Genomic DNA, 21,223 nt, shown 5'->3' on the forward strand with positions numbered 1-21,223 from the left:
CTTCCGGCGATTACGCGGCACTCACTATCGACTGAAAAAGTAGTCAGAGTCATTGCCAATGGCCGGCAGATAATCCTGAACGATTTTCTGCCGGTAAAGCGTCTCACAGTCGCTTTCTGAGTAGCCGAGCTCAACGAGAATCTCTCGACTGTGCTGGCCCACTCGCGGGGCTGGCGACAGCTTACTGTACTCACCATGATCGCCTGTTCTTACCCAGGAAGGCAGCGGCAATACGAGAGACTTTCCACAGGGATGCTCAGTGTACCCGACAATGTCCAGACTGTCTGAACGGTAACGAAGCCCGGGGGCATTACCAACAGCTTCCAGGGGTGCTTCGTGACAAAGCTCGTCGATTGACATGACTCTGTGACACCCGATTCCATTCGTATTCAGTAAATCACTCCAGTAGCTTACGGATTGCCCGGCAAACAGGCTCTCAGTATCACTATGTTCATCCCCTCGCCGTACCAATTGCCACAGACGCGCGCTGTCCGAATTGCGCGCCCCAACATAAATCCAACCATCTGAGGCACGGTATAGACGCTGCCACTCACTTTCACCCAGAAGGAACTGACCGTCAGCTTCCTCCGCGGGGCTGGCGTCCGCTTGAGCCAGCATCTGTCCCAGCTGATAGTAGTTACAACCCCGCGCCAATGACGCAGTCGCAGCTCCTGTTACACCTTGAAATCGTTGCTGGTATAAAGCCGCCAGGGAAGCAAATGCGGCACTGAGGCCTCCCATAAGGTCACTGAACACTTCCATCAACTGCGCGGGGTTTTCAGCGGTCCCACAAGCGGCCTCCAGTCCACTGGTCATATTTGGGTTCGGATCATACCCGGGCATGGACTCCCACCCACCCGAATGGCTGGCACCAAAGGCGCTTATCTGGCAAACAATCAGGTCGGGATTGACACTGCGTAAGCTGTCCGTCGACACCCCGAGGCGGTCTGCAACATCATCTAGCCTGTTGTGAAGCAAAATTCCAGCCCGACGCACCATGCGATGGAATACCTCCTTTCCAGCTTCTGAGCGTATATCCATCACCATGCTCCGCTTTCCCTGATTCACCTCCAGAGTCCACTCCAGGTGCATGGGTAGATTGAAGCTTTTTGGCGGTTCAACGCGTATCACATCCGCGCCGTATTGCGCCAGTGTATATGCTGCGTTTGGTCCGGCCACAACATTGCACAAGTCCAAAACAACAAGGCCTTTCAGCCACTCGTGCTTGGGTGCGGCATCTTCGAAGCCGGGTTTTCCCTGCACAGGGCGCTGCCTATCAAGCGCGGCGAGTTGAGCAACAGCCTGCCTCACGGAAATTTCGCGCGGAGACCTGAAATGCGTATCCGGAGAAATGGGCCGCGGAGCCCCCTCTTCGTTCATTACATCAACAACCCGTCCTGGCATGCGCAGCACACCCGATGCGCCCTCTTGATCCACAAACATGCCGGCGCGCAGTAATTCCGGGATATTCATCCATTCGTGACGTTCACGTATATAGGAAAACGGCACACTGATGGCGCACATCCGCCGCTGCCACTCATCCGCATCGGCCTGCTCCACGCAGGATTGAATCATCTCAATCACTTCGCCATTGGATTCTCCGAGACTCCAGGCATCCCCCAGATTTTTTCCGTCCTGCGATGAGGTTTTCTCCCAGGGGCTACGGATGACATATCCGCGGTCCCGCAGTTCGCCAGTAAGATCGAGATCATCGAAGAAACGGCTGGCCATCTCCGGTTTGATTGGCATGAACTTTAACAGGCGCCCGTCCCTGGACCGGTACATCCTGGTCACAAAGTTATCCGGCGCTAGTCGGCGCACCTTGGCCAGCCTTTTTCCAGCAACATGCGACGTATCCGCAGGCTTGTAGATCAAATCCTGTAATACACCCGGCAGCTTATTGCTGCTCACCTTGTCTTCGGCGGAGCGAACCTCCGTACCATTGAAAACGAAGCTCCGGGTGCAGGTCGAGAGTCCCGCCGCGGCCAGGCATACTTCGATCCAGCGACCAGCCCCATTTTCACGGCGATCGAGGATGGCTGCCAATACAGCGGTAGCCGCATGCATCGCGCCAAACGCCGAACAAGGCGCCAGTTTCAGGTACTGGGGAGGAAACGCAAACTTTCGTCGCATTACATCCATTGTGTACAACGATGAGGCCGCACATAGCACACCCTCCCAGGCCTGCCATCCGGCGCGTTTTTTATCCTGCGATGAGAAGCCCGGCATCGATACATAAATCACGCGGGGATTTAGTACACGAACCGATGCCCAGTCCAACCCGAGTCGTTTCATCACCCCGGGCCTGTAACTCTCAAGAATCACGTCGACTTCCGGTATCAGCTCGCGTACCGCGGCTCGATCGGCAACATCTTTTAGATCGAGGAGAAGCAGTTGCTTGTTGCGGTTAAAGTATCTGTATTGCTGCTCGGGAAGCTCGGACTTGCCGGGCCTGGCAATCCGGATAACGGTTGCACCCTGATCTGCCAACAACATTGCCGCCATCGGCGCGGCATAATAGTGTCCCAGATCGAGGACTTTAAGACCGTTCAATGGCCCTTCCACAGCAGAATCCGTGGTCATACGGTTACCTGTTCAATTCATGGCGATTGATGGGTAGACACCGCAGCCGAACCAACACGGGCGGCTGACCGGCATGCTTTCAGTAAGGATGATAGGTCCGGTTTTCGAATTTCCAGGTTCCACCCTCATTGATATAGGCATCCAGGTAGTAACCGCCATTGGGATTCGTGTATTCTTTCGCCAGGCCACGTATTTCAACCGCGCATTTTCCAGTCGCCCTGGCGCCATTTACCACCACGCAATGATTATGGATGTAGGGTTTTGGGCGCAACGCAACCATATCGCTGTAAAAATCCCGCATGGCTGACTTACCTTCTACCTTGCCAAAACGCCCTTCCTCATCCTTGATTGAAACTTCGATGTAGGCCGTTTCTGCAAACAACTCCAGCAATCCGTCCAGGTCACCCGCTGCGACGGCATGGCAGTACCGCGCCGCCAGTTCCCTGATATTATCCTTGGCCTCGAGTACCGCCAGCCTAGACTCACTTGTCATGGTTTTCTCCGTGATCGATCCGTGCGAATGATCAAGAGACTAACAGCTACCAGGCGCAATTCAGTTGAAAAAAGAAGTTGGATTTATCTGGCATTTGAATTCATTTCCAGAGCCATGGCTCTCATGCCATGTTCAGCTGATACAAGGCTCCGCTTCAAATTGCCACTCTCGAGCTCCACCGAATACAGCTTCTTCGACTTTGACTCGACGTACATCGCGCGATATTCAGATGGCGCCATTCCAGTCCAACGCTTGAAACAGCGGGTAAATGCACTCGGGTCATCAAAACCCATGATAAAAGCACTTGTGGTAACGCTGAAATCTTCCCGCTTCAAGTAGGCCATTGCAGCTTCTTTGCGTGCATCATCCTTGATCTTCTGGTAGGTGGTTCCCTCCTTCTTCAACTTTCGTCGCAATGTGGACGCAGAGGTATGAAGCCGATCAATAATCTCCTCGAAGCTGGGTAGCGGCCGGGTAAAGTCTGAACCAATCAGATAGCGTATTTTCGCGGTGATAGAGTCATTATGATCCTCTGGTGCCAGTAGCAGCTCGTAGGGCGCGGTTTCAACAAAATCCATCAAGGCAAGTTCGGACTGTATCAGAGCTGCATCGAGATAGCTGGCGTCGAACACCACAGTATTGGCTTCCTGGCCGAAATGGATCGGGCATTCGAAGAGTCCCTGGTATGCCGAGAGGTTATCGCAGGGCCTGTGAACAAGATTGACGAACTCGAGACCTATGATTTGCCCGCACAGCCATGACCAGAATCGATGCAATATGTACATGTAATGCACGGTTTTGAACTCGGGCCTTTGATTCACTTCCGGGCCAGCGATGCTCACATATGCCAGACCACTATCAACCTGAAAAGTGATTCCCCATTCCTTTCTACCGTAAAGTGCATAGAATTCTTCGCTTCGTTCGAGCGCTTGCCCTAACGTGTTACAGTTGGCGATTACCCGGCAAAGCACCCTGAACCCGCCAACCGGGTCCTCCTTGCTACCGGGAAGACCACACCAGTGCTGCTGGGAAATATAAGCGACTTTCTGCAGCAGCCGACAATAGACATCGGTGGGAATCGAATCCTCGGGGGTTTTCAGCTCCTCCGCCTTGACCCCTATCGATGTCAGTAATTCGCTAACATCAGCGCCATGACTTCTTGCTGACTCGATGAGTTTTAATGCTTGAAACTTAGGTGTTATCGTTATCGGCATGACAGTCCTCCGTGTATCGAAAACCACATTGTCGTGGAGCCCTATCTCTGAGCTATCGCTATCGAAATAACCTGCCTTCCATGAGCGTAATAAATACCTCAACCGTTTCCTTCATCGATCCTTTCTTTCGACTCTCATAGCGCAACAACATACCCAAAAAAGCGCCAAAAAATGTCGAAGCGATGCTCTCGCTATCAACCTGATCGGGTAACTCGCCTCTGTGTTTTGCTTTCTCAAAAAGGTCCAACACCAATTCGTTCAGCGTTCCCGAGCGTTGCGCAAAAGTCTCCTGGAGTTCCGAGCTCCGTCCGACATCGATCATTGCGCCGGCCAGGAAATAGGTCATTTCCGGATGGCTTTCGTAGCTTGCCAGCGAGGTTCTCAATAGCGCAGTTATCTGTTCTCTGATATGGCTCTCTGCCCCCGCTGCCTGGTGGTATTGGGGCACCAATTCCTGATAGATTTCGTCAAACAGCGATATGTACAGCGTCTTCTTACTGTCAAAATATTGATAGATGGTAGCCGGTGTGACGCCGATGTCTTTCGCCACAATTTTCAGGGATGTAGCCTCGTAACCATTACGTGCAAACAGGCGCAAGGCGCTGGCACGGATGCGGGCAATGGTATCCTCGCCCCTACTACCCGCCGGGCGCCCCACACGAACGTTCTTTCTCTGCGCCATCGACGCCACCTCCTCCCCAAGCACCTATTGCCTTACTCCGCCGCTGATCAGGCGCCTGACCAACGCCGGTATTGACCAGCGATCTGCCGGGCAACCCCGCCCTTATATAACTAACCGTTCGGTTATTTAATGTCAAGCATCAATGCGTATGCAACGCCCATACAAAAAAGGGCGCCTTCGGGGCGCCCAATGCCGAATACGAGGGGTTACCTCGCCGGAGGTGAACTAGGCAAACTGCGACTCACGGGCATTAATGAAGAGGTAACAGCCTGAATCTTCTGGTATTTTTTCCAGGGGAGTATTGATCTGCTCGGCTGTAGGACCGTATTTCCTGGCCAAGGGACGGAGCTTTTCCAGGTCAAAGTTGTACAATTTTGCCGCATTTTCGGCAAAGATCTTACGCCGATCAGCTTCTTCGACATCCTTGAACGTCAGTTGCAAGGATTCAAGGTTATAGGGGAACGTGCCTTCGTAGTGGGGATAGTCATTTCCCCAACAGATCTGATCGACCGTAACCACATCATTGCCCTGAAGCTCATCGATACTCGGAAAACTGGCCCCGTAGTAGCAATTACGCTGCGCGTAGTAACTTGGCGGCTCTTTCAGCACCCAATCCTCCGCAGACAGCTCCACCTCACCCAGGGCACCTGAGGTCGCGCCGTAGTGGATCTTGTCAAGCAATGCCAATATGTCAGGAGCCCAGGAACAGCCCGACTCGGTGAGGATATACTTCAGTTTTGGGTAGCGCTCAAATACACCACTGAGAAGGAGATGGCTGTATCCACGTTTACCGAAATAGGCAACCTCCGACAGCCATGCCGCCTTGGCCACCGGCCCTTCTCCATAATTGGGCAAACCCTGTCCTGAGTGCTGGTTCATGACCAGCCCACAATCCTGAATCGCGGCAAAAAGCGGCTCCCAATCGGAGTGGTAGATGGGTTTCAGCCAGGTACAGTCATCGGGTATAAGCGGCAGTAACACCCCTCCCCTAAGGCCGGCCTTGGCAATCCACTCCACATCCTTTATTGCCTCGTCGATATCATTGGGAAGGATCAAGCCTACGCCCGCGCGACGGTCTGGATCCTCTTCGCAAAACTCCTTCAACCAGCGATTATGGGCCCTGATCCCCTGCAGGCAATACTCATAGTCTTCCGGACGTGGCGGCTGGGTGGTAATGATACTTTCACTAAAGAATGGCGGCAGCGTGTTAGGAAAAATAATTTCACCTACAACACCCTGGGCATTCTGCTCGGCATTCCGCAGCTCGCCGTCCCAGCTTTTACTTTTCTTTACCCCCACATGCTCACGAGACGGATTTTTGTATGTCCCTCTCCAATCGTCAAATGCCTTTCGATAGGCAGGATCGAGGTACTCCTTGTACTGGTTAATACTTGCCCCTGCGTGGCTGTCGGCAGTGATGAGTGTGTAGGGTTCTGTAGTCATGCATTTACTCCTGCGTTCCCAGTCTCCTGGCAACCTTTGTAGAACAGTCAATCGAAAATCTTGCGGAACTCGAGTCCCCAGGTCCTGGGTGAGGCCGGGGTTATGATGAAAGTACCAAGGGTGTCTGCCGCGGCCGAGCCACCTTCCTGATACTCTTCATCTGTGAAGTTGTTTACGTAAGCCGATACCGAAAAATCGCCGTTCGATGACAACCACGTTAGCCTGGCGTTGGCTACGGTACTTGATGGAGCTCCCGCCCTGGCATGATCGGCCTGGTACGCGGCCCAGGATCCGCTATCGATCCCGTAGTAAATTTCATCGGTGTAGCTCACATCAACACGGGGAACAAATGTTCCCAGATCGGTTGCGAGTTCATACTGAAAGGACAAATACGCCTTGCTCTCTGGAACAACCGAAAAGGCTTCCGAGCTACGATCAACGGGCACCTGATCTCCGCTCACGATAAGAGGTAGCATCTCCAGATCATTAAACTCGTCGTAGCTGTAGTTGTTGTAGCTGTAGCTCAACTGGATCATAAACTCCGGGGTAGGCAGCACCGACATCTCAAGCTCAACCCCCCTGATCGTCGCCTTACCGGCATTTGCCATGGACACCGCGGTATTGTTCATCCTGTCAGTGGCAATCTGCAGCAGCTGAATGTTGTCGTAGTCCATAAAATAGGCGGAGGCATTCACTCGAACACGACGCCCGAAGGCATCCAGCTTTACACCGAACTCAAGGTTTTCCAGTTCTTCAGGCTCGATAAACACCAAGCCGTCCGCACCCCGCGGCTCGAAGAAACCTGACTTAAAACCATTGCTCCAGGTGGTATAGAGCATCAAGCCATCCACGGACATGTCATCCATCCAGTCATCATAGAAGCTGTAGGACAGAGATGTCATTGGGGTGAATTTGTAAAACTTGATGCTGGCTTGTTCGTAGTTTGTATTGGCTCGATCCATTGGATAGTCAATAACACCATCCCCATCGGAATCGACAAACAACCCTGCCGCGGTGCCCGCGGGGTCCATCGCCCAGCCGCCAAAGAAAGGGTGAAGACCCGTACCAGGAGCGATCTCAGGCCCAATCAGGGGATGACTTTCCAAAATCGCGCTGACCGCCGCTTGGTCTGAGGTTGTAAAAGCAAGCTGTGTCTGTCGGCGCTCTTCCGTGTAGCGAAAACCAACTGTCCAGCTAAAATTGTCAGTCAGCTCATATACGCCCTGAAAGTATGCACCGAAGGTATCATTCTCCATATCAAACACCGACTCTGAAATCGGTCGTGAAAAGGAGCCGACAAACGGTAGCGTGCCGCCGGGGGGCGGCGCAGACGGGCGGACACCAGACCCCATAGCACCGAGACTGGTAGCATCCCACGCGATAATGCTGTTCTGGGTGATGAAGCTGTCATCCAGCTTCTCATTCATATAGAACAATCCAGTTGTGTAGCCCAAGCGTTCGCCGAATAGATCGCCGCTTAAACGAATTTCGGCGCTATAGGTTTCCCGATGACTGTCGTCAATGGTAAACGCCTCGAGAAGATCCGCCGGTCCGCCGTCAGAATCGCTGACCTGGTGCGGCCCTTCCAATGCATCCTGGTATCCGACAATTAGCTTCAGCGATTGGCCATCGCGAAATTCCCAGTCAAATGTAGAACCAGACTGAAGACTGTCGTACTCGTAATCATTATGGGCATCACCCAGGTTCATATTACCGGCGCCTACCGTATCGAGGGAGTTATCGAGACAATTCTCTTCCCATGCCCGGGGGTTGCTGGGGTCGGTATCGCCCGGATAGTTTAGATAGAGCGCTTCAACAAAAAGACCATTGACGTCGCTTATTCTACAGTTTCGCCCGGGTTGCTTTTCACGGGTCTCTCCCCAGTAGAGAAAGCTATCAAGTGTAAAGCTATCATCGGGATTCCATGCGGCCTGCGCGATCACAGCCTTGCGGTCATTGGAGGAATAGTGTTCGCCGTTTATGTCTTCGAGGAAACCGTCGTCCTCAATGCTGAACAGGGACAACCTCGTGCTCAAAGAGTCGGTAACCGGAAGATTCAAAGTCGCTCTACCTTTCAGCAACGAGTAGGATCCGACACCCAATTCAACTTCGAATTCTCTTTCTTCAGTGGGCTTCTGTAGTGTCAACAGCATGGCGCCGCCAGTGGTATTCTTTCCAAACAGGGAGCCTTGCGGACCGCGCACTACCTGAATACTGGCCAGGTCAGCGACATCAAAAAGCTGGCCATCGACACGGGGGATAAACACATCATTGAGATAGACCCCCACGCCGGGATCGACCCGGCTGAAGCCTGTTCGCTCACCAACTCCACGGATAAAAATCTGTGTGGTCGATGAGCGGCCAATCTGCAGGCTGGGGACACTTTTGCTCAGATCGCGCGTATTGGTGATTCCCTGCTCCAACATCTGGCTGGCGCTAATCGCCGATATTGCGACCGGCGTATCCTGCAGACTCTCGTCCCGGTGTCGCGCGGTAACAATAACTTCTTCCAGCGCTCCACTCGCACCCTGCTCAGCCAGGGCCTGAGGAGACCCGACAATAGAGGCAACCGCAATGCTGCTATATATGTATTTACGCTTCATTATTTGCCACCATTTTTATTTTTTTGATCCATTTGGCTAAAACACAATTACACTTCGCGCCATACTTTTTCCGCTTTCCATTTCCATGAATGCCGCAGGTGCCTCTTCCAGTGCAATGGTCTTGTTCACCATCTCATCGAGATTCAACTTACCGGCACGGTACAAGTTAAGGAGTCGCGGAAAATCCGCCTTCGGATTAGCATCGCCGTAAAAGCAGCCTTTCAAGGTCTTGGCGCTTGTAGATAACATCAGGGCGTTAAGGGAAATTGAATCACTCAGGGAACCAACCCCAACGATTATCGCTGTTCCACCACGACGCGTACTCTCATTTGCGGTTTCCATTAGTTTTGCGTTTCCGACCGCTTCAAAGGCATAGTCAACGCCACCATCGGTCAATTCACGAATGCTGGCCACCGCGTCTTCACGAACTCCATTGATGCCATGGGTAGCACCGAAACGCTTCGCCAGCTCCAGCTTGTCATCGCTAACATCCACGGCGATAATCTTCTCAGCCCCGGCGATACTTGCGCCCTGGATAACCGATATACCGACACCACCACAACCAAAAACAGCTACAGTCGAACCCGGTATGACGCTAGCGGTGTTTATGGCCGCGCCGACCCCGGTCATTACGCCACACCCGACCAGGGCTGCCTTTTCCAGCGGGATTGATTTGTCAATCTTGACCGCGCAGGCTGCGGGAATAACCGCGTATTCCGCCATACATCCAAGATACTGCATGACATCGAGGTCTTCCTCACCAGCATGTACCCTGGAAGTGCCATCCAACATCTTACCCATCTGCAGGCCCGACACACACAAGTGGGGGCGCTGGCTATCACACTCCCGGCATGCGCCGCACGCCGGAACGAACGACAGCACAACATGGTCACCCGGCTCGAAGCCACCCACTCCATCACCCACGGCCTCAACGATACCGGCGCCCTCGTGACCCAATACGATCGGCAACGACACCGGAAATTTTCCATTGATGATAGATAGGTCTGAGTGACACAGTCCGGCCGCTACCATTCTGATCTTTAGCTCCCCGGACTTTGGAGGATCGATATCCACCTCCTCTACCGACACCTCGTTTATCCCTCGACAGACCAGCGCTTTCATACCTTCTTTCCCTTGCCTTGTATGGTGCTGACATTAGTCCACCCTGCACAGCACTGACAGGTGAATTCGCGTCATATTCGCCCTGCATTTTCAGCCAGACACAATTGTCAAACCCGCATGATTGGTATTGCCATGTCATCTTGCATGAGCCGCTATTAACATCGAAGACTCAGATATATGTTTCAACTGAAAAGAGACGCTCAATGAAAACGGAATTGTGCAGGAAACTTGGAATCGATCTGCCCATATTTGCTTTCACACACTGCCGGGATGTGGTCGTGGAGGTTTCCAAAGCCGGCGGTATTGGTGTGTTCGGTGCCGTGGGGCTGTCACCCGAGATGCTAAAAGTTGAGCTCGACTGGATCGATGCACATATTGGGGATAAACCCTACGGGCTGGATATTGTCATTCCCGCCCGTTACGAGGGTCATGGCGAGATGGATCCCGAAAAACTGGAAGCGCAGCTGAAGTCCATGGTGCCGGACGGTCACTATGCCTTCGCCGATCAGCTGCTGGCCGAGCGCGGTGTACCCGAACTACCGGAACAGAATGGCGCCAGATTGCTGAGCTGGAATGAAGCTGTTGCCACGCAGATGGTCGATCTTGCCCTTGAGCGACCAAATTGTCGGCTGGTAGCCAATGCCCTCGGTACCCCGCCAAAAGCGATCGTCGATCGGATACAACAAAGTGGTCGCCTGGTCGGCGCGCTTTGTGGCAGGGTCAAACAGGTCAAGGCTCACCGCGACGCCGGACTGGATTTTATCATCGCACAAGGCGGCGAGGGTGGCGGCCACACCGGAGACATCGGTTCGATTGTATTCTGGCCGCAGGCTGTTGACGCGGCTGGAGACACACCGGTCCTGGCGGCGGGAGGAATCGGGTCCGGCCGCCAGATGCTCGCCGCAATGGCAATGGGCGTTCAAGGTGTCTGGACAGGTTCGCTGTGGCTCACGGTGGAAGAAGCACACGCGCAACCCGCACAGAAGCAATCCTACTTTGATGCCACTTCCGAGGATACGGTTCGATCCCGCTCCTGGACAGGAAAGCCCTGTCGTATGGTCAAGAATGCCTGGACGGAGGCTTGGGAGAACAAGGATACACCTGAGCCGTTACCCATGCCCCTGCAGGGTCTTGTTTCCTATAACGCCATGATTCGAACAGATAGGTATGCAGGCACGGGCGAATGCCAGGAAGTCGCATTCAATCCAGCCGGCCAGGTCATCGGGCAGATCAATCATGTTGAGTCATCCCGCAACCTGATCTCCCGCTTGTTAGTGGAATATGTCGAAGCGCTGGAACATGTGAACGCGATGAACGACTACTAACTACCTTCGACTCCCGCTACACCCTGATTGAATCAATAAGAACAAGTGATTACGAGGCAATTCCACTATGACGGTACAGAGCTACGACAGCTTATTCATCAACAATTCCTGGGTTCGCCCGAGCACCAAAGGAAGACTATCCGTCATAAACCCTGCGACTGAGTCGGCCATCGCTACGGTACCAGAAGCCTCCAAGGAAGATGTTGACGCCGCCGTTCTGGCAGCCAGAAATGCCTTTGATCACGGCCCCTGGCCGAGCATGACGGGTGAGCAAAGGGGGGATTGCATCAAGGAGTTGTCGCAGGCCCTGCAGCAAGATATTCCCGGCCTGGCCCAGCTGATCACCCAGGAAATGGGCAGCCCGATCACTTTTTCCATGCGGTCCCAGGCCTTCTCGCCGATCATTGTTCTCGACTACTACGCAGATTTGGCCAGAAAGCACGCGTTCGAAGTCAAACGCCCGGGTATGGTGAGCCCCGTGGTGTGCCGCAGCGAACCTGTTGGTGTTGTTGCCGCCATAACCCCCTGGAATGCGCCGCTCTTTACCATGATGCTAAAACTCGCCCCGGCACTGGCTGCAGGCTGCACAGTTGTTATAAAGCCTGCGCCCGAGACGCCGCTCGATGCATATCGACTGGCAGAGGCAATCGAAAAAACCTCTATACCACCTGGAGTGGTAAATATTATCCCCGCCGGCAGGGAAGTGGGTGAGTACCTTGTATCTCACAGGCAGGTAGACAAAGTTTCATTCACGGGGAGTGTCGTCGCCGGCAGCAAGATCGGATCCATTTGCGGTAGTCAGATCAAACGGTGTACGCTCGAGTTGGGAGGAAAATCCGCCGCCATTCTTTTGGACGATGTGGACCTCACCGCGACGATTCCACAACTGTTACCCGCCGCCCTGATGAATAATGGCCAGGCCTGCATTGCGCAGACACGCGTTTTGGCACCGGCCCGTCGATACCGCGAAATTGTAGACACCTTGACCGATGCGGTGGCGAATCTCCGGGTAGGCGACCCCCTTAATGAAACAACAGATATCGGCCCCCTGTTTGCCGAGCGGCAGCGAGAGCGCGTAGAAAGCTATATCGAGATCGGCAAGGCCGAAGGTGCGCGCGTGAGCACTGGCGGTAAGCGGCCCTCACACCTGGAAAAAGGCTGGTACGTGGAGCCGACGGTTTTTGTCGATGTGGACAACAGCATGCGCATCGCCCGGGAAGAAATTTTCGGGCCCGTGGTATCGGTCATCCCGTACGACAACGAAGAAAATGCCGTGGCAATTGCCAACGATTCCGACTATGGCCTCTCCGGCACGGTATGGACGCGGGACGCGGAAAAAGGCCTGGACATCGCCAGAAAGATTCGCACCGGTACCTACACTGTCAACGGCATGAGCATGGACTTCATGAGTCCTTTCGGAGGTTTCAAGCAGTCCGGTATCGGCCGCGAGCTTGGACAGGAGGGCCTGAACGCCTACTTCGAATACAAAACCATCAACATGCCGGCAGACTACAAAATTTGACTTGTGCACGGCACCGCCACCTCCCGTCACGTTGCTGCTTATCCATGGCTTGATGCCTGTACGCTAATTCGGTGTATCGCCGAGGTGCAGGGAAAAGAACTGAAGCAGCCTAGCGAGTAAAGCCCTGCGGGGCAATTCCATTCTCTATGTGGCGCCATGCGCTCAAAGGAAACCTACAATGTCGATTGAGTATCCTGAAAACACCCAGCGACCAACGCCGACACTCAGCGACCCTGAATCAGTCCGACACTCACTGGCAAACTGGCTCGGGAGCGAGCTGAACACGCCCGACATTCACCTGTCGCCGGTAGAGATGCCCGAGGGTAATGGCATGTCGAACATCACGGTGCTGTTTGACATCACCTACACCAGCGAGGGAAAGGAGCATCGACGACCAGTCGTAGGCAGGATTAAAGCCGACGGAGACAAACTGGTTTTCCCCGGGTACGACTTGTCAATGCAGTACCAGTTCATGAGGCTGCTTGAGTCTGTCGACAGCATACCCAGCCCTATCCTGATTGGCGAAGACTGCAGCGGAGCAGTTCTGGGCACGCCCTTCTACCTGATGGAAAAGACTCAGGGGCGCATCCCAACTGACAGCCCCTCGTATCACCAGCAGGGGTGGATGCGCGACTTATCCAGCCAGGCTCAGCGTTCCATGTGGATGAATGGTATCGATGCCATGTCGCGCATTCACAACCTGGATATCAACGATCCCGCATGGGCCAAGTTTATCAGGTCTCACGATTTTCCCAAGAATCTACAGCAGCAACTGCATTACTGGGAGGGCTACGCCGAGTGGGCTTTCCAGGGTTCGCCTCCAAACCCCGCTTGTCAACGTGCGCTGGCGTGGCTACGGCACCATGCGATTACAGAGCAGAAACTCACATTTTGTTGGGGTGATGCTCGGCTGCCAAACGTAATATACGATCAGTCTTCCTGCGATGTCGCGGCGCTACTGGATTGGGAGATGTTGACACTGGGTGATCCTGTCCAGGATCTCGCATGGTGGATCTATCTCGATGAACTGTTCAGTACAGGAACAGGACAGCATCGCCTTCCAGGTCTACCCGGTGTCGACGAGAGCGTTCAACGCTGGAAAGCGAATACCGGATTTGAGTGTGACCAACTGCATTACTATACCGTTTTCGCCGCGTTGCGCTTTGCCCTCATTTTCGCGCGTATCATGATCTGCATGGGGGCGAAGGATACCGCCACGGATAATTTTTCAAGCCAGTTGCTGGAACGAAAACTCGACTTGCCACAATAAAGCCAGAAGGTACAAAGGACTGAAAACGATGCTTTCCAAAATGGACGACTATCCCATACATCAAACCGCCGAGCCTATCATTCGCACGGCAAGCAGTGACAGAAATACCTATGATCGATACTGGTACAATGGCCACGACAAGGAAGGATCATACTACTTTGGTATCGCGCTGTGCCGCTACCCGAACCTGGGTATACAGGACTGCTCGCTCAGTATCTCCACTGGCGGAAAGCAGTACGCGTTCCATGGTTCGCGCCGGGCTCCACAGGAACCAACCGATCTGAGCGTCGGCCCGTTCTCAGTTGATATTATCGACCCAATGGGACGCCACCGAGTGGTTATAGAGGACAATGACACCGGTATAAGCTGTGATCTGTTGTTCACACCGGTCACCGCTCCCTGCGAAGAAGGTCGACAGACGTCGTATAACGAACGTCATGTCGTGATGGATGCCACCCGTCTGGACCAGTTCGGCTACTGGCAGGGCACTATCCGCTTTGACGGTAAGGTTTTGCAGATCGATCCAAGACAGAGCCTAGGACTCAAGGATCGCTCATGGGGAATCCGGCCGGTAGGCACGCCCTATACCGGGGGAGCTCCGCTCGATCCCAACAGGGTTATCCATTTCTTCTGGCTGCCGCTTAATTGGGGAAAGCGCTGCACGCTGGCCGGCGCGTTCGAGCACTCTGATGGCTATCAGTGGCACAATGACCAGGTTATTCTTCCCACATACGAGCATTTTGAAGCCCACCCTGCAGTGATCGATGCCGATATCCGCCATTGGCAGGGTACTATTGATCATGCCATCAGCTTTCGCCCTGGAACCCGGCAAGCCCAATCGGCCACCATATCGATGAGTGACCGAAGCGGTGAGCGCCTCGACATTTCGGTGGAGCCACTTCTGGTTCACTACATGAAAGGGCTTGGGTACCAGAATCCCGAGTGGGGACACGGGCGCTGGCATGGAGAGCTCGAAATCGGTGCCGAATACTGGGACCTGAGCACACTTGATACCCTGGCTTTTGAGAATCTCCACATTCAGCAAGTGGTCAAGGCGACATGTGGTAATGAAACAGCCTATGGGGTCTTTGAACAGTTCCACATGGGCCCATATGAGCCCTATGGATTTACACACCATGCAGATGGCTTTACTCCGTCACACGCCTCCTAGGCTATCATCAGGAAACGGGTGCGTATATGCCACTATACGCACCCGGTGAAACTCACTCGGCATCAAAAGCAATGCGCATCGATTTGATACCGTTGATAAAGTAGTCACGTACATATTCTACAGGTTCAGTAAAGCGAGGGTTTTTGAGTCGGGGAATGAATTCTTCAAACATTACTTTCATTTCGAGCCTCGCCAGATGCGAACCCAGGCAGAAATGCTGGCCGATACCAAAGGCCCTGTGCTCCTTGTAAAGATCCGGCATGGTTTCATAGCGGCGGATGTTGAAGCTCATTGGGTCATCGAATACACGCTCGTCGCGGTTTATTCCATGCCAGAACAGTACGACTTTGTCACCCTTCTTTAGCAGCTGCCCGCCCACCTCAACATCCTCTGTCACCATTCTCCGCATGGACATAAAGGCCGCGTTGTACCGCAAAACCTCTTCGCAGGCGAAGGGAATAAGATCGGGGCGCTCAACCAGCAACGCCAGCTGGTCTGGATTTTCCATCAGCAGACGCATGCCATGCGCGGTTACGGTTCGTGTGCTTTCATTGCCCGCCGCAATCAACATGAGGAAAAAGGCCGAAAACTCCTCCACCGTTAACTTTTCATCGTCAACCTGTCCATCCAGTAGAGCGCCGACGATGTTGTTTAGCGGAGTCTGGGCGTGCTGTTCGGCCAGCTTTGCCGCATACAGATACATGTTGGCTCCCGCATCCCGGGCAGCGGCCATATTATCGTCACCCTCACTCATGCTGTCATCTTCGTAGAAAAACATGGCATTGGTCCAGTCGAAGAACTGCTGGCGATCTTCAATGGGCACGCCGCAGAGTTCGAGGATCGCGATCAATGGAAGCTCGGCCGCGACGTCCCTAACAAACTCGCATTCGCCCTTGCCCGCGACCCTGTCAACGATCTCTTTTGCATATCGGCGAAAATTTGCTTCGTAGCGATCAACCGCAGAGGGAGTAAATGCGTTCCGAGCGATGCGGCGGAATTTGTTGTGTTTGGGCGGATCCATGTTGACGATCATCATCCGCTGCCGAACCATCGTTTCCTCGTCCAGCTCCATGGAGAAAGCCCCACGCTGCTCACTGGAGAACAGTTTCGGATTCTTACAGATATAGTCCACTTCATCCCGACCCTGAACAGCCCAGTAGGGAACGCCAGTGATAGGATCTTCGATTTTTACCACGGGGCCACCCTGATCGCGGATTGTCTTCATCACCTGGTGGTGATCACCAGTGAGATACAAATCAGGGTCGAGTAGGTTTGTATAGGGGCAATTGCTCATCTTTGATGCTCTCCATTCACGCAGCCGGAACCGATAGTCAGCCGGCCAACTCTAGAAAAACCGGCTTGGGGATATAAGCGGCCAGCCTCACGAGCGCTTGGGCTTGAAAAAAGGTTGTCCCGCGCTCGAACCGCCATCGATGATGAACTCCGATCCGGTACTGTAGGATGAAGCATCCGAAGCCAGGAAGGCGACCATCTGCGCGACTTCTTCAACTTCACCGATACGCGGCAGTGGAAGTGAACCGGCCACCATCGCTTGTTGCTTTTCATTCATTTGATCCCAGTTGACCATCGCTGTATTTATAATCCCTGGATGCACTGAATTCACTCTGATGCCGTATTGCCCCAACTCAATAGCGCCGGTTTTGGTCATTCCGCGAACCGCCCATTTAGTCGCGGAATAGCCGATACACTTGGTAACGCCGCGCAAGCCAGCCGTCGATGAGATATTGATGATCGAACCACCTCCAGCGGCTTTCATCGGCTCGACAACGTACTTTATGCCGTAGAAAACACCCAGCTGGTTTATCTGAAACATCCGGGTAAAGGCCTCGCCGCTTTCATCCTCGATGAACTCGCCTCCAGATATACCCGCGTTGTTCACCAGTACATCCAATCGGCCAAAGGTTTTTTCCGCCATGGCGACAGCGTCCTGCCAGTCGTTTTCACTGGTCACGTCCAGGTGGCAGCTACTCGCACTGTCACCCAGTGACCGGGCCACCGCCTCAGCTTCAGCCGACAGCACGTCGCCAATCAGTACTTTGGCCCCCAGCGATACGAACAATCTCGCTTCCGCCTCGCCTTGGCCCCGCGCTCCGCCGCTAATCAGTGCTACTTTGCCTTCCAGATCAATCACGCCCTTGAACCTCTGTCATCGAAATTTACCGATACGGTATTGCATCGCAAGCATTGCGGTTAGTTCCTAGCAAGCAACATAATCTTCCGGCGTGCGTGCAAATAACATGGCATTTCCAACCGATATCTGTGGTACATAGGTGAGGGGGACGGAAGAGCCGGTGGCAGCCACCAGCAAAGTGACGCACTGTATTGTCGCCGACGCGCCAGGAACATTGCCCCCTCGCAGTCGTCGGAGTACTTTTTCCCATCGCCAGTACCGGAGCACAAATGAACGCTCGCTACGCACTGCACAGATGATGTTATACGGATTACGGTCGCTTTGTGGCTGGCGGGGGAACGGAAGAGGTCCGCCTATTGCAGAGATCCCGTGCAGACATCAACAAAAATCGATGCTTTATCCACGCGAAATGACGATGGAAAAACGATCACCTTCGGTTTGACTATCAACGGCCAGCTCAAAACGTTGGACCAATTTTTCAACGAGAACCAAGCCAACACCAAACCGCTGCTCGTTTTGGTTGACAGGATCGACATTTTCCACGGCGTTGGAAAACAACACTCTTCTGCTATCAATTTCTATATCCCATCGCATCTGGCCACCATCTGCTTTGCCATGATGGATGACATTGTTGAGCAGATTTATAACGATCAACTCCAGCACTTCCGACGGAAGCGGCATCTCGCACGGCCGATGACAATTTATCCGGATATCGATGCCATGACTAACGGTAAGGGCCTCAAGGCTGCCCAGGGTATCCCTGACTGTTTGCTCCACATCGCTGTTACCGGAAAAGTCCTGGGTTGACGTCAGCCACAGCAGGCCGCTACTGATGCGTTGCATGCGGGTAACTGAGTTGGTCAATCGGGTAAAAGCCGACGTTGTAGGCAGACCGTCGTGTGTTTGACCTAACAATTCAAGCGAATGCGTCATGACTTGCAGGGGTGTGCGCAACTCGTGCGCCATACCCTGACTAAAAGCCACTTGCTGTTCCAATACCTCTGCCTTTTGCTCCAGCGCGTTGAGCAATTCGCAGGCAATTTGCTTTACATCCTGTTCGCGGATCTGGTTCAACTGCGCGGCGTCAACAGTTGAGTTTGGTTGCCGGTCAATAAACATCTGGCTAAGCTGTCTAAAGGGCTTTAACGCGTGTTTCGACGTGATCCTTGCCACCCATAGGGTAATTAGCAAGGCCGGCAACAGGATCACAAGTAAAATGAGGAAAATATCGTCCAGGGCGCGTTTGACGATGGGTATATCCGTACTATCCAGCAGTAAAAAACCGCCATCAACCACCCTATAGTGGTAGTGGCGTCCATCAGCGGTAAACTCTCCAAACGGCGTGTTCTCACCCAGCTCGACAGATAACACGGGCCAGGCAGGCTCGATGTTGAACCGGGTTAGATCCTCGACAAAGTCCATATTGGCAGGCAACGCACTATTACTGCCGATTTCCCGTTGCGCCTGTTTCAGCTGTTCCTGGTACACGGCATCCTCAAGCGAGTAGGTTACGAACAGGGTGGTAGCTGAAAACAATAGGAAAAGAGCAACGGTCAGTAGGGATATACTTGTTGTCAGGCGACGCTGCAGGGTCGGCCTGGCAGATGGCAAGAGCTTAGTCCAAGTCATCGACCTGCCTCTCCGGGGCAAATTTATAGCCAACACCCTTGACCGTATAGATGAACTTCTGGCCAAACTGGCCGGCGAGTTGCTTACGCAATTTATAGATATGCGCCCTCAAGGGGTCACTCTCCGGCGTATCCCCACCCCACAAGGCTTGATGTATAGACCTGGCCCTGACCGTCGCTGGCGCATGCTCCATCAGCAGCCTGAGTATCTCGAACCCCACCTGGTGCAGTTGCAAACTGCGGCCGTCAAAGTGGAGACTCATATCCTGATGATTAAGGGTGGCGCCCTCCGCCACCGTTTGTTGCGCCGTCGACGCAACAGTCCCGACCTTGGCCAGGTTGGCTTTGATACGTGCAGACAATTCAGCAAATGAATACGGTTTAATCAGGTAGTCCCACGCTCCGGAATCAAACCCTTCGAGGATGTCTTGCTCGTCGGCGCGCGCAGACATGATGATCACAGGTACCTGGGTCAGGCTGCCGGCCAACAGGGAGCGGCACACATCAAGCCCATCGACAAAGGGCAAATTCAGGTCAAGCAATATCAGCTGATAATCATTATCACTGAGCAGATTCAGTGCCTGCCTCCCGTTGTACGCGAAGTCCATCGTGTGACCTTGCACTTCGAGAAACTCGGCAATGCCCTGGGCAATATCGACATCGTCTTCGACAATCAATATCGTTGCCATCGTGTTAACTATTCTCCCGACCTTGTCACAGCTGATCAATCAGCTTGTATATCTGGGGAATCATCCACTTCTCCATCGCGATCCAACCATCTTCCACCTGAAACATAACCACGACCTGTAACTCCTCGGCCGGATCGGCCCAGAAAACCGTACCGCCCATGCCACCCCAGAAGAAGGTCCCTTGTGAGCGTGTCTCACCGCGAATTTCCTTGACACCCACGCCATAGCCAAACCCCACTCCATCATACACCCGGGGCAAAAAGTGTGTGTCCAGGCCCCGGGTATGCGAGCTTAGCATGGTGCGGGTCAGCGACGGGGATAGCACCTGATTGCCATTGAATTCACCATCATTGAGGAGCATTTGCACAAAATTCGCATAATCCTGGGCAGTAGAGACCAAACCACCGCCGCCAGATAGCAGGGTCGGCTTTCGCAGATACTCCGAGCTATTACCGTACTCTACAAACTCGATTTTATCCCTATCAAAGACATAGGCCTGCTCGAAGGTCCTGGCAGCGAATTCATACATATCCACCAACCGGTGCCGCTCGCCGCGCGGCACGAAAAAACCGGTATCCACCATGTTGAGTGGCGCGAACACATTTTCCCGCAGGTATTGATCCAGCGGCTGATGGGTCACAGCCTCGATGATGGCGCCCTGGATATCGCTGGCAATGCTGTACTCGAACTTGCTCCCGGGCGCAAACTTCAGGTCGATGCCGGACACATCATCCACCAGCTCGGCGAGCGTATTGTCTCTCGATAATGGATTGGCCAAAAGATAACGGATATCGACCCAGTTCTTTAATCCCCCGCCATAACCGAAACCCGCGGTATGCGTCAAAAGCTGATGCACGGTGATGACTTGTTGCTTGCCGTTAAACTCGAACACCTCGAAATCCGGCAAATAGCTGCGGATATCCGCGTCCAATGTCACCAAGCCCCGATCCACCAGCTGCAGCAACGCAACTGCCGTAAGCGGCTTCGTCATGGAAAAAATGCGGAAGATATCGTCAACCTCAAGCACTTCGGGCCTGTCAAGGTTCACCAATCCGAAAGCCCGATGCAATACCAGCTTGTTATGATGCCGAATGTGCACTACCGCGCCGGGAAGACCGTTTTCGCTGAGCAGGCGATTGAGATTGCCTTCGAAATCCCTTCTGGCATCGACGCTGGCGACAGACGTCATCGTGCTGACTGCGAGCATCAGCCCGGCGAGGTAATGGCGTATCTTTGCAGTGAACATTGTGGAGTCCCTTGTTTGCCCTGAGTTGATAGGCAGAGCTTAGGACAGCCGGAGTAAACTCAATGTGAATCGCGGGGCCG

General features: G+C 53.6%; 16 protein-coding genes. 4 read left to right on the top strand and 12 right to left on the bottom strand.

The window, feature by feature from the left end; genetic code table 11:
• Positions 1-24: 24 nt before the first annotated feature.
• The 7 genes from JYP50_RS10025 to JYP50_RS10055 all read right to left on the bottom strand — a co-directional run bounded on the left by JYP50_RS10025 (position 25) and on the right by JYP50_RS10055 (position 10,140).
• On the bottom strand, positions 25-2,583 hold the full coding sequence (locus JYP50_RS10025; protein WP_206560368.1) for a CoA transferase: 2,559 nt from the start codon (positions 2,581-2,583) through the stop codon (positions 25-27).
• Positions 2,584-2,662: 79 nt separating this feature from the next.
• Entirely contained in the window at positions 2,663-3,076 is a 414-nt protein-coding gene (locus tag JYP50_RS10030; protein ID WP_206560369.1) for a nuclear transport factor 2 family protein, read from the bottom strand.
• Positions 3,077-3,159: 83 nt separating this feature from the next.
• Positions 3,160-4,290 carry an AraC family transcriptional regulator gene (locus JYP50_RS10035; RefSeq protein WP_206560370.1) on the bottom strand — a complete coding sequence of 377 codons (1,131 nt, stop codon included), beginning with the start codon at positions 4,288-4,290 and terminating at the stop codon, positions 3,160-3,162.
• A 58-nt stretch (positions 4,291-4,348) separates the two neighbouring features.
• Positions 4,349-4,972, bottom strand: a complete 624-nt coding sequence (locus JYP50_RS10040; protein ID WP_206560371.1) for a TetR/AcrR family transcriptional regulator — start codon at positions 4,970-4,972, stop codon at positions 4,349-4,351.
• Between the two features lie 225 nt (positions 4,973-5,197).
• On the bottom strand, positions 5,198-6,415 hold the full coding sequence (locus JYP50_RS10045; protein ID WP_206560372.1) for an amidohydrolase family protein: 1,218 nt from the start codon (positions 6,413-6,415) through the stop codon (positions 5,198-5,200).
• A 47-nt stretch (positions 6,416-6,462) separates the two neighbouring features.
• Positions 6,463-9,018 carry a TonB-dependent receptor gene (locus JYP50_RS10050; RefSeq protein ID WP_206560373.1) on the bottom strand — a complete coding sequence of 852 codons (2,556 nt, stop codon included), beginning with the start codon at positions 9,016-9,018 and terminating at the stop codon, positions 6,463-6,465.
• A 36-nt stretch (positions 9,019-9,054) separates the two neighbouring features.
• A complete protein-coding gene (locus tag JYP50_RS10055) occupies positions 9,055-10,140 on the bottom strand; it encodes a zinc-binding dehydrogenase (protein WP_206560374.1) in 1,086 nt (361 codons plus the stop codon).
• Between the two features lie 203 nt (positions 10,141-10,343).
• Between JYP50_RS10055 and JYP50_RS10060 the strand changes: the two genes are divergently transcribed.
• The 4 genes from JYP50_RS10060 (at position 10,344) to JYP50_RS10075 (ending at position 15,428) form a co-directional block, all read left to right on the top strand.
• Complete coding sequence (locus tag JYP50_RS10060; protein ID WP_206560375.1) at positions 10,344-11,465, top strand: nitronate monooxygenase; 1,122 nt, start codon at positions 10,344-10,346, stop codon at positions 11,463-11,465.
• A gap of 67 nt (positions 11,466-11,532) precedes the next feature.
• Positions 11,533-12,987 (top strand): aldehyde dehydrogenase, encoded by a 1,455-nt coding sequence (locus JYP50_RS10065; protein WP_206560376.1) that lies wholly within the window; start codon positions 11,533-11,535, stop codon positions 12,985-12,987.
• Between the two features lie 178 nt (positions 12,988-13,165).
• Entirely contained in the window at positions 13,166-14,257 is a 1,092-nt protein-coding gene (locus JYP50_RS10070) for a phosphotransferase family protein (protein ID WP_206560377.1), read from the top strand.
• Between the two features lie 40 nt (positions 14,258-14,297).
• A complete protein-coding gene (locus JYP50_RS10075; protein WP_206560378.1) occupies positions 14,298-15,428 on the top strand; it encodes a hypothetical protein in 1,131 nt (376 codons plus the stop codon).
• A gap of 52 nt (positions 15,429-15,480) precedes the next feature.
• On the opposite strand, the gene JYP50_RS10080 is transcribed toward JYP50_RS10075, so the two are convergent.
• From JYP50_RS10080 to JYP50_RS10100, 5 genes are all read right to left on the bottom strand, one after another.
• On the bottom strand, positions 15,481-16,722 hold the full coding sequence (locus JYP50_RS10080; protein WP_206560379.1) for a cytochrome P450: 1,242 nt from the start codon (positions 16,720-16,722) through the stop codon (positions 15,481-15,483).
• A gap of 87 nt (positions 16,723-16,809) precedes the next feature.
• Positions 16,810-17,580, bottom strand: a complete 771-nt coding sequence (locus JYP50_RS10085) for a glucose 1-dehydrogenase (RefSeq protein ID WP_206560380.1) — start codon at positions 17,578-17,580, stop codon at positions 16,810-16,812.
• 396 nt (positions 17,581-17,976) lie between these two features.
• Entirely contained in the window at positions 17,977-19,209 is a 1,233-nt protein-coding gene (locus JYP50_RS10090) for a sensor histidine kinase (RefSeq protein WP_206560381.1), read from the bottom strand.
• Positions 19,196-19,897, bottom strand: coding sequence for a response regulator transcription factor (locus tag JYP50_RS10095; RefSeq protein WP_206560382.1), 702 nt, complete (start codon positions 19,895-19,897; stop codon positions 19,196-19,198). The genes JYP50_RS10090 and JYP50_RS10095 overlap by 14 nt, the downstream gene beginning before the upstream one ends.
• Positions 19,898-19,922: 25 nt before the next feature.
• A complete protein-coding gene (locus JYP50_RS10100) occupies positions 19,923-21,143 on the bottom strand; it encodes a serine hydrolase domain-containing protein (protein WP_206560383.1) in 1,221 nt (406 codons plus the stop codon).
• Positions 21,144-21,223 lie beyond the last annotated feature (80 nt).

The organism is Parahaliea mediterranea, assembly GCF_017255185.1.
Taxonomy (GTDB): domain Bacteria; phylum Pseudomonadota; class Gammaproteobacteria; order Pseudomonadales; family Halieaceae; genus JAFKCZ01.

Excerpts from the sequence above, each read along its gene's own strand:
- JYP50_RS10045 (WP_206560372.1), bottom strand. The coding sequence starts at position 6,415 with ATGACTACAGAACCCTACACACTCATCACTGCCGACAGCCACGCAGGG.
- JYP50_RS10025 (WP_206560368.1), bottom strand. The coding sequence starts at position 2,583 with ATGACCACGGATTCTGCTGTGGAAGGGCCATTGAACGGTCTTAAAGTC.
- JYP50_RS10095 (WP_206560382.1), bottom strand. The coding sequence starts at position 19,897 with ATGGCAACGATATTGATTGTCGAAGACGATGTCGATATTGCCCAGGGC.
- JYP50_RS10080 (WP_206560379.1), bottom strand. The coding sequence starts at position 16,722 with ATGAGCAATTGCCCCTATACAAACCTACTCGACCCTGATTTGTATCTC.
- JYP50_RS10075 (WP_206560378.1), top strand. The coding sequence starts at position 14,298 with ATGGACGACTATCCCATACATCAAACCGCCGAGCCTATCATTCGCACG.
- JYP50_RS10065 (WP_206560376.1), top strand. The coding sequence starts at position 11,533 with ATGACGGTACAGAGCTACGACAGCTTATTCATCAACAATTCCTGGGTT.
- JYP50_RS10070 (WP_206560377.1), top strand. The coding sequence starts at position 13,166 with ATGTCGATTGAGTATCCTGAAAACACCCAGCGACCAACGCCGACACTC.
- JYP50_RS10060 (WP_206560375.1), top strand. The coding sequence starts at position 10,344 with ATGAAAACGGAATTGTGCAGGAAACTTGGAATCGATCTGCCCATATTT.
- JYP50_RS10090 (WP_206560381.1), bottom strand. The coding sequence starts at position 19,209 with ATGACTTGGACTAAGCTCTTGCCATCTGCCAGGCCGACCCTGCAGCGT.
- JYP50_RS10050 (WP_206560373.1), bottom strand. The coding sequence starts at position 9,018 with ATGAAGCGTAAATACATATATAGCAGCATTGCGGTTGCCTCTATTGTC.
- JYP50_RS10030 (WP_206560369.1), bottom strand. The coding sequence starts at position 3,076 with ATGACAAGTGAGTCTAGGCTGGCGGTACTCGAGGCCAAGGATAATATC.
- JYP50_RS10100 (WP_206560383.1), bottom strand. The coding sequence starts at position 21,143 with ATGTTCACTGCAAAGATACGCCATTACCTCGCCGGGCTGATGCTCGCA.
- JYP50_RS10055 (WP_206560374.1), bottom strand. The coding sequence starts at position 10,140 with ATGAAAGCGCTGGTCTGTCGAGGGATAAACGAGGTGTCGGTAGAGGAG.
- JYP50_RS10035 (WP_206560370.1), bottom strand. The coding sequence starts at position 4,290 with ATGCCGATAACGATAACACCTAAGTTTCAAGCATTAAAACTCATCGAG.
- JYP50_RS10040 (WP_206560371.1), bottom strand. The coding sequence starts at position 4,972 with ATGGCGCAGAGAAAGAACGTTCGTGTGGGGCGCCCGGCGGGTAGTAGG.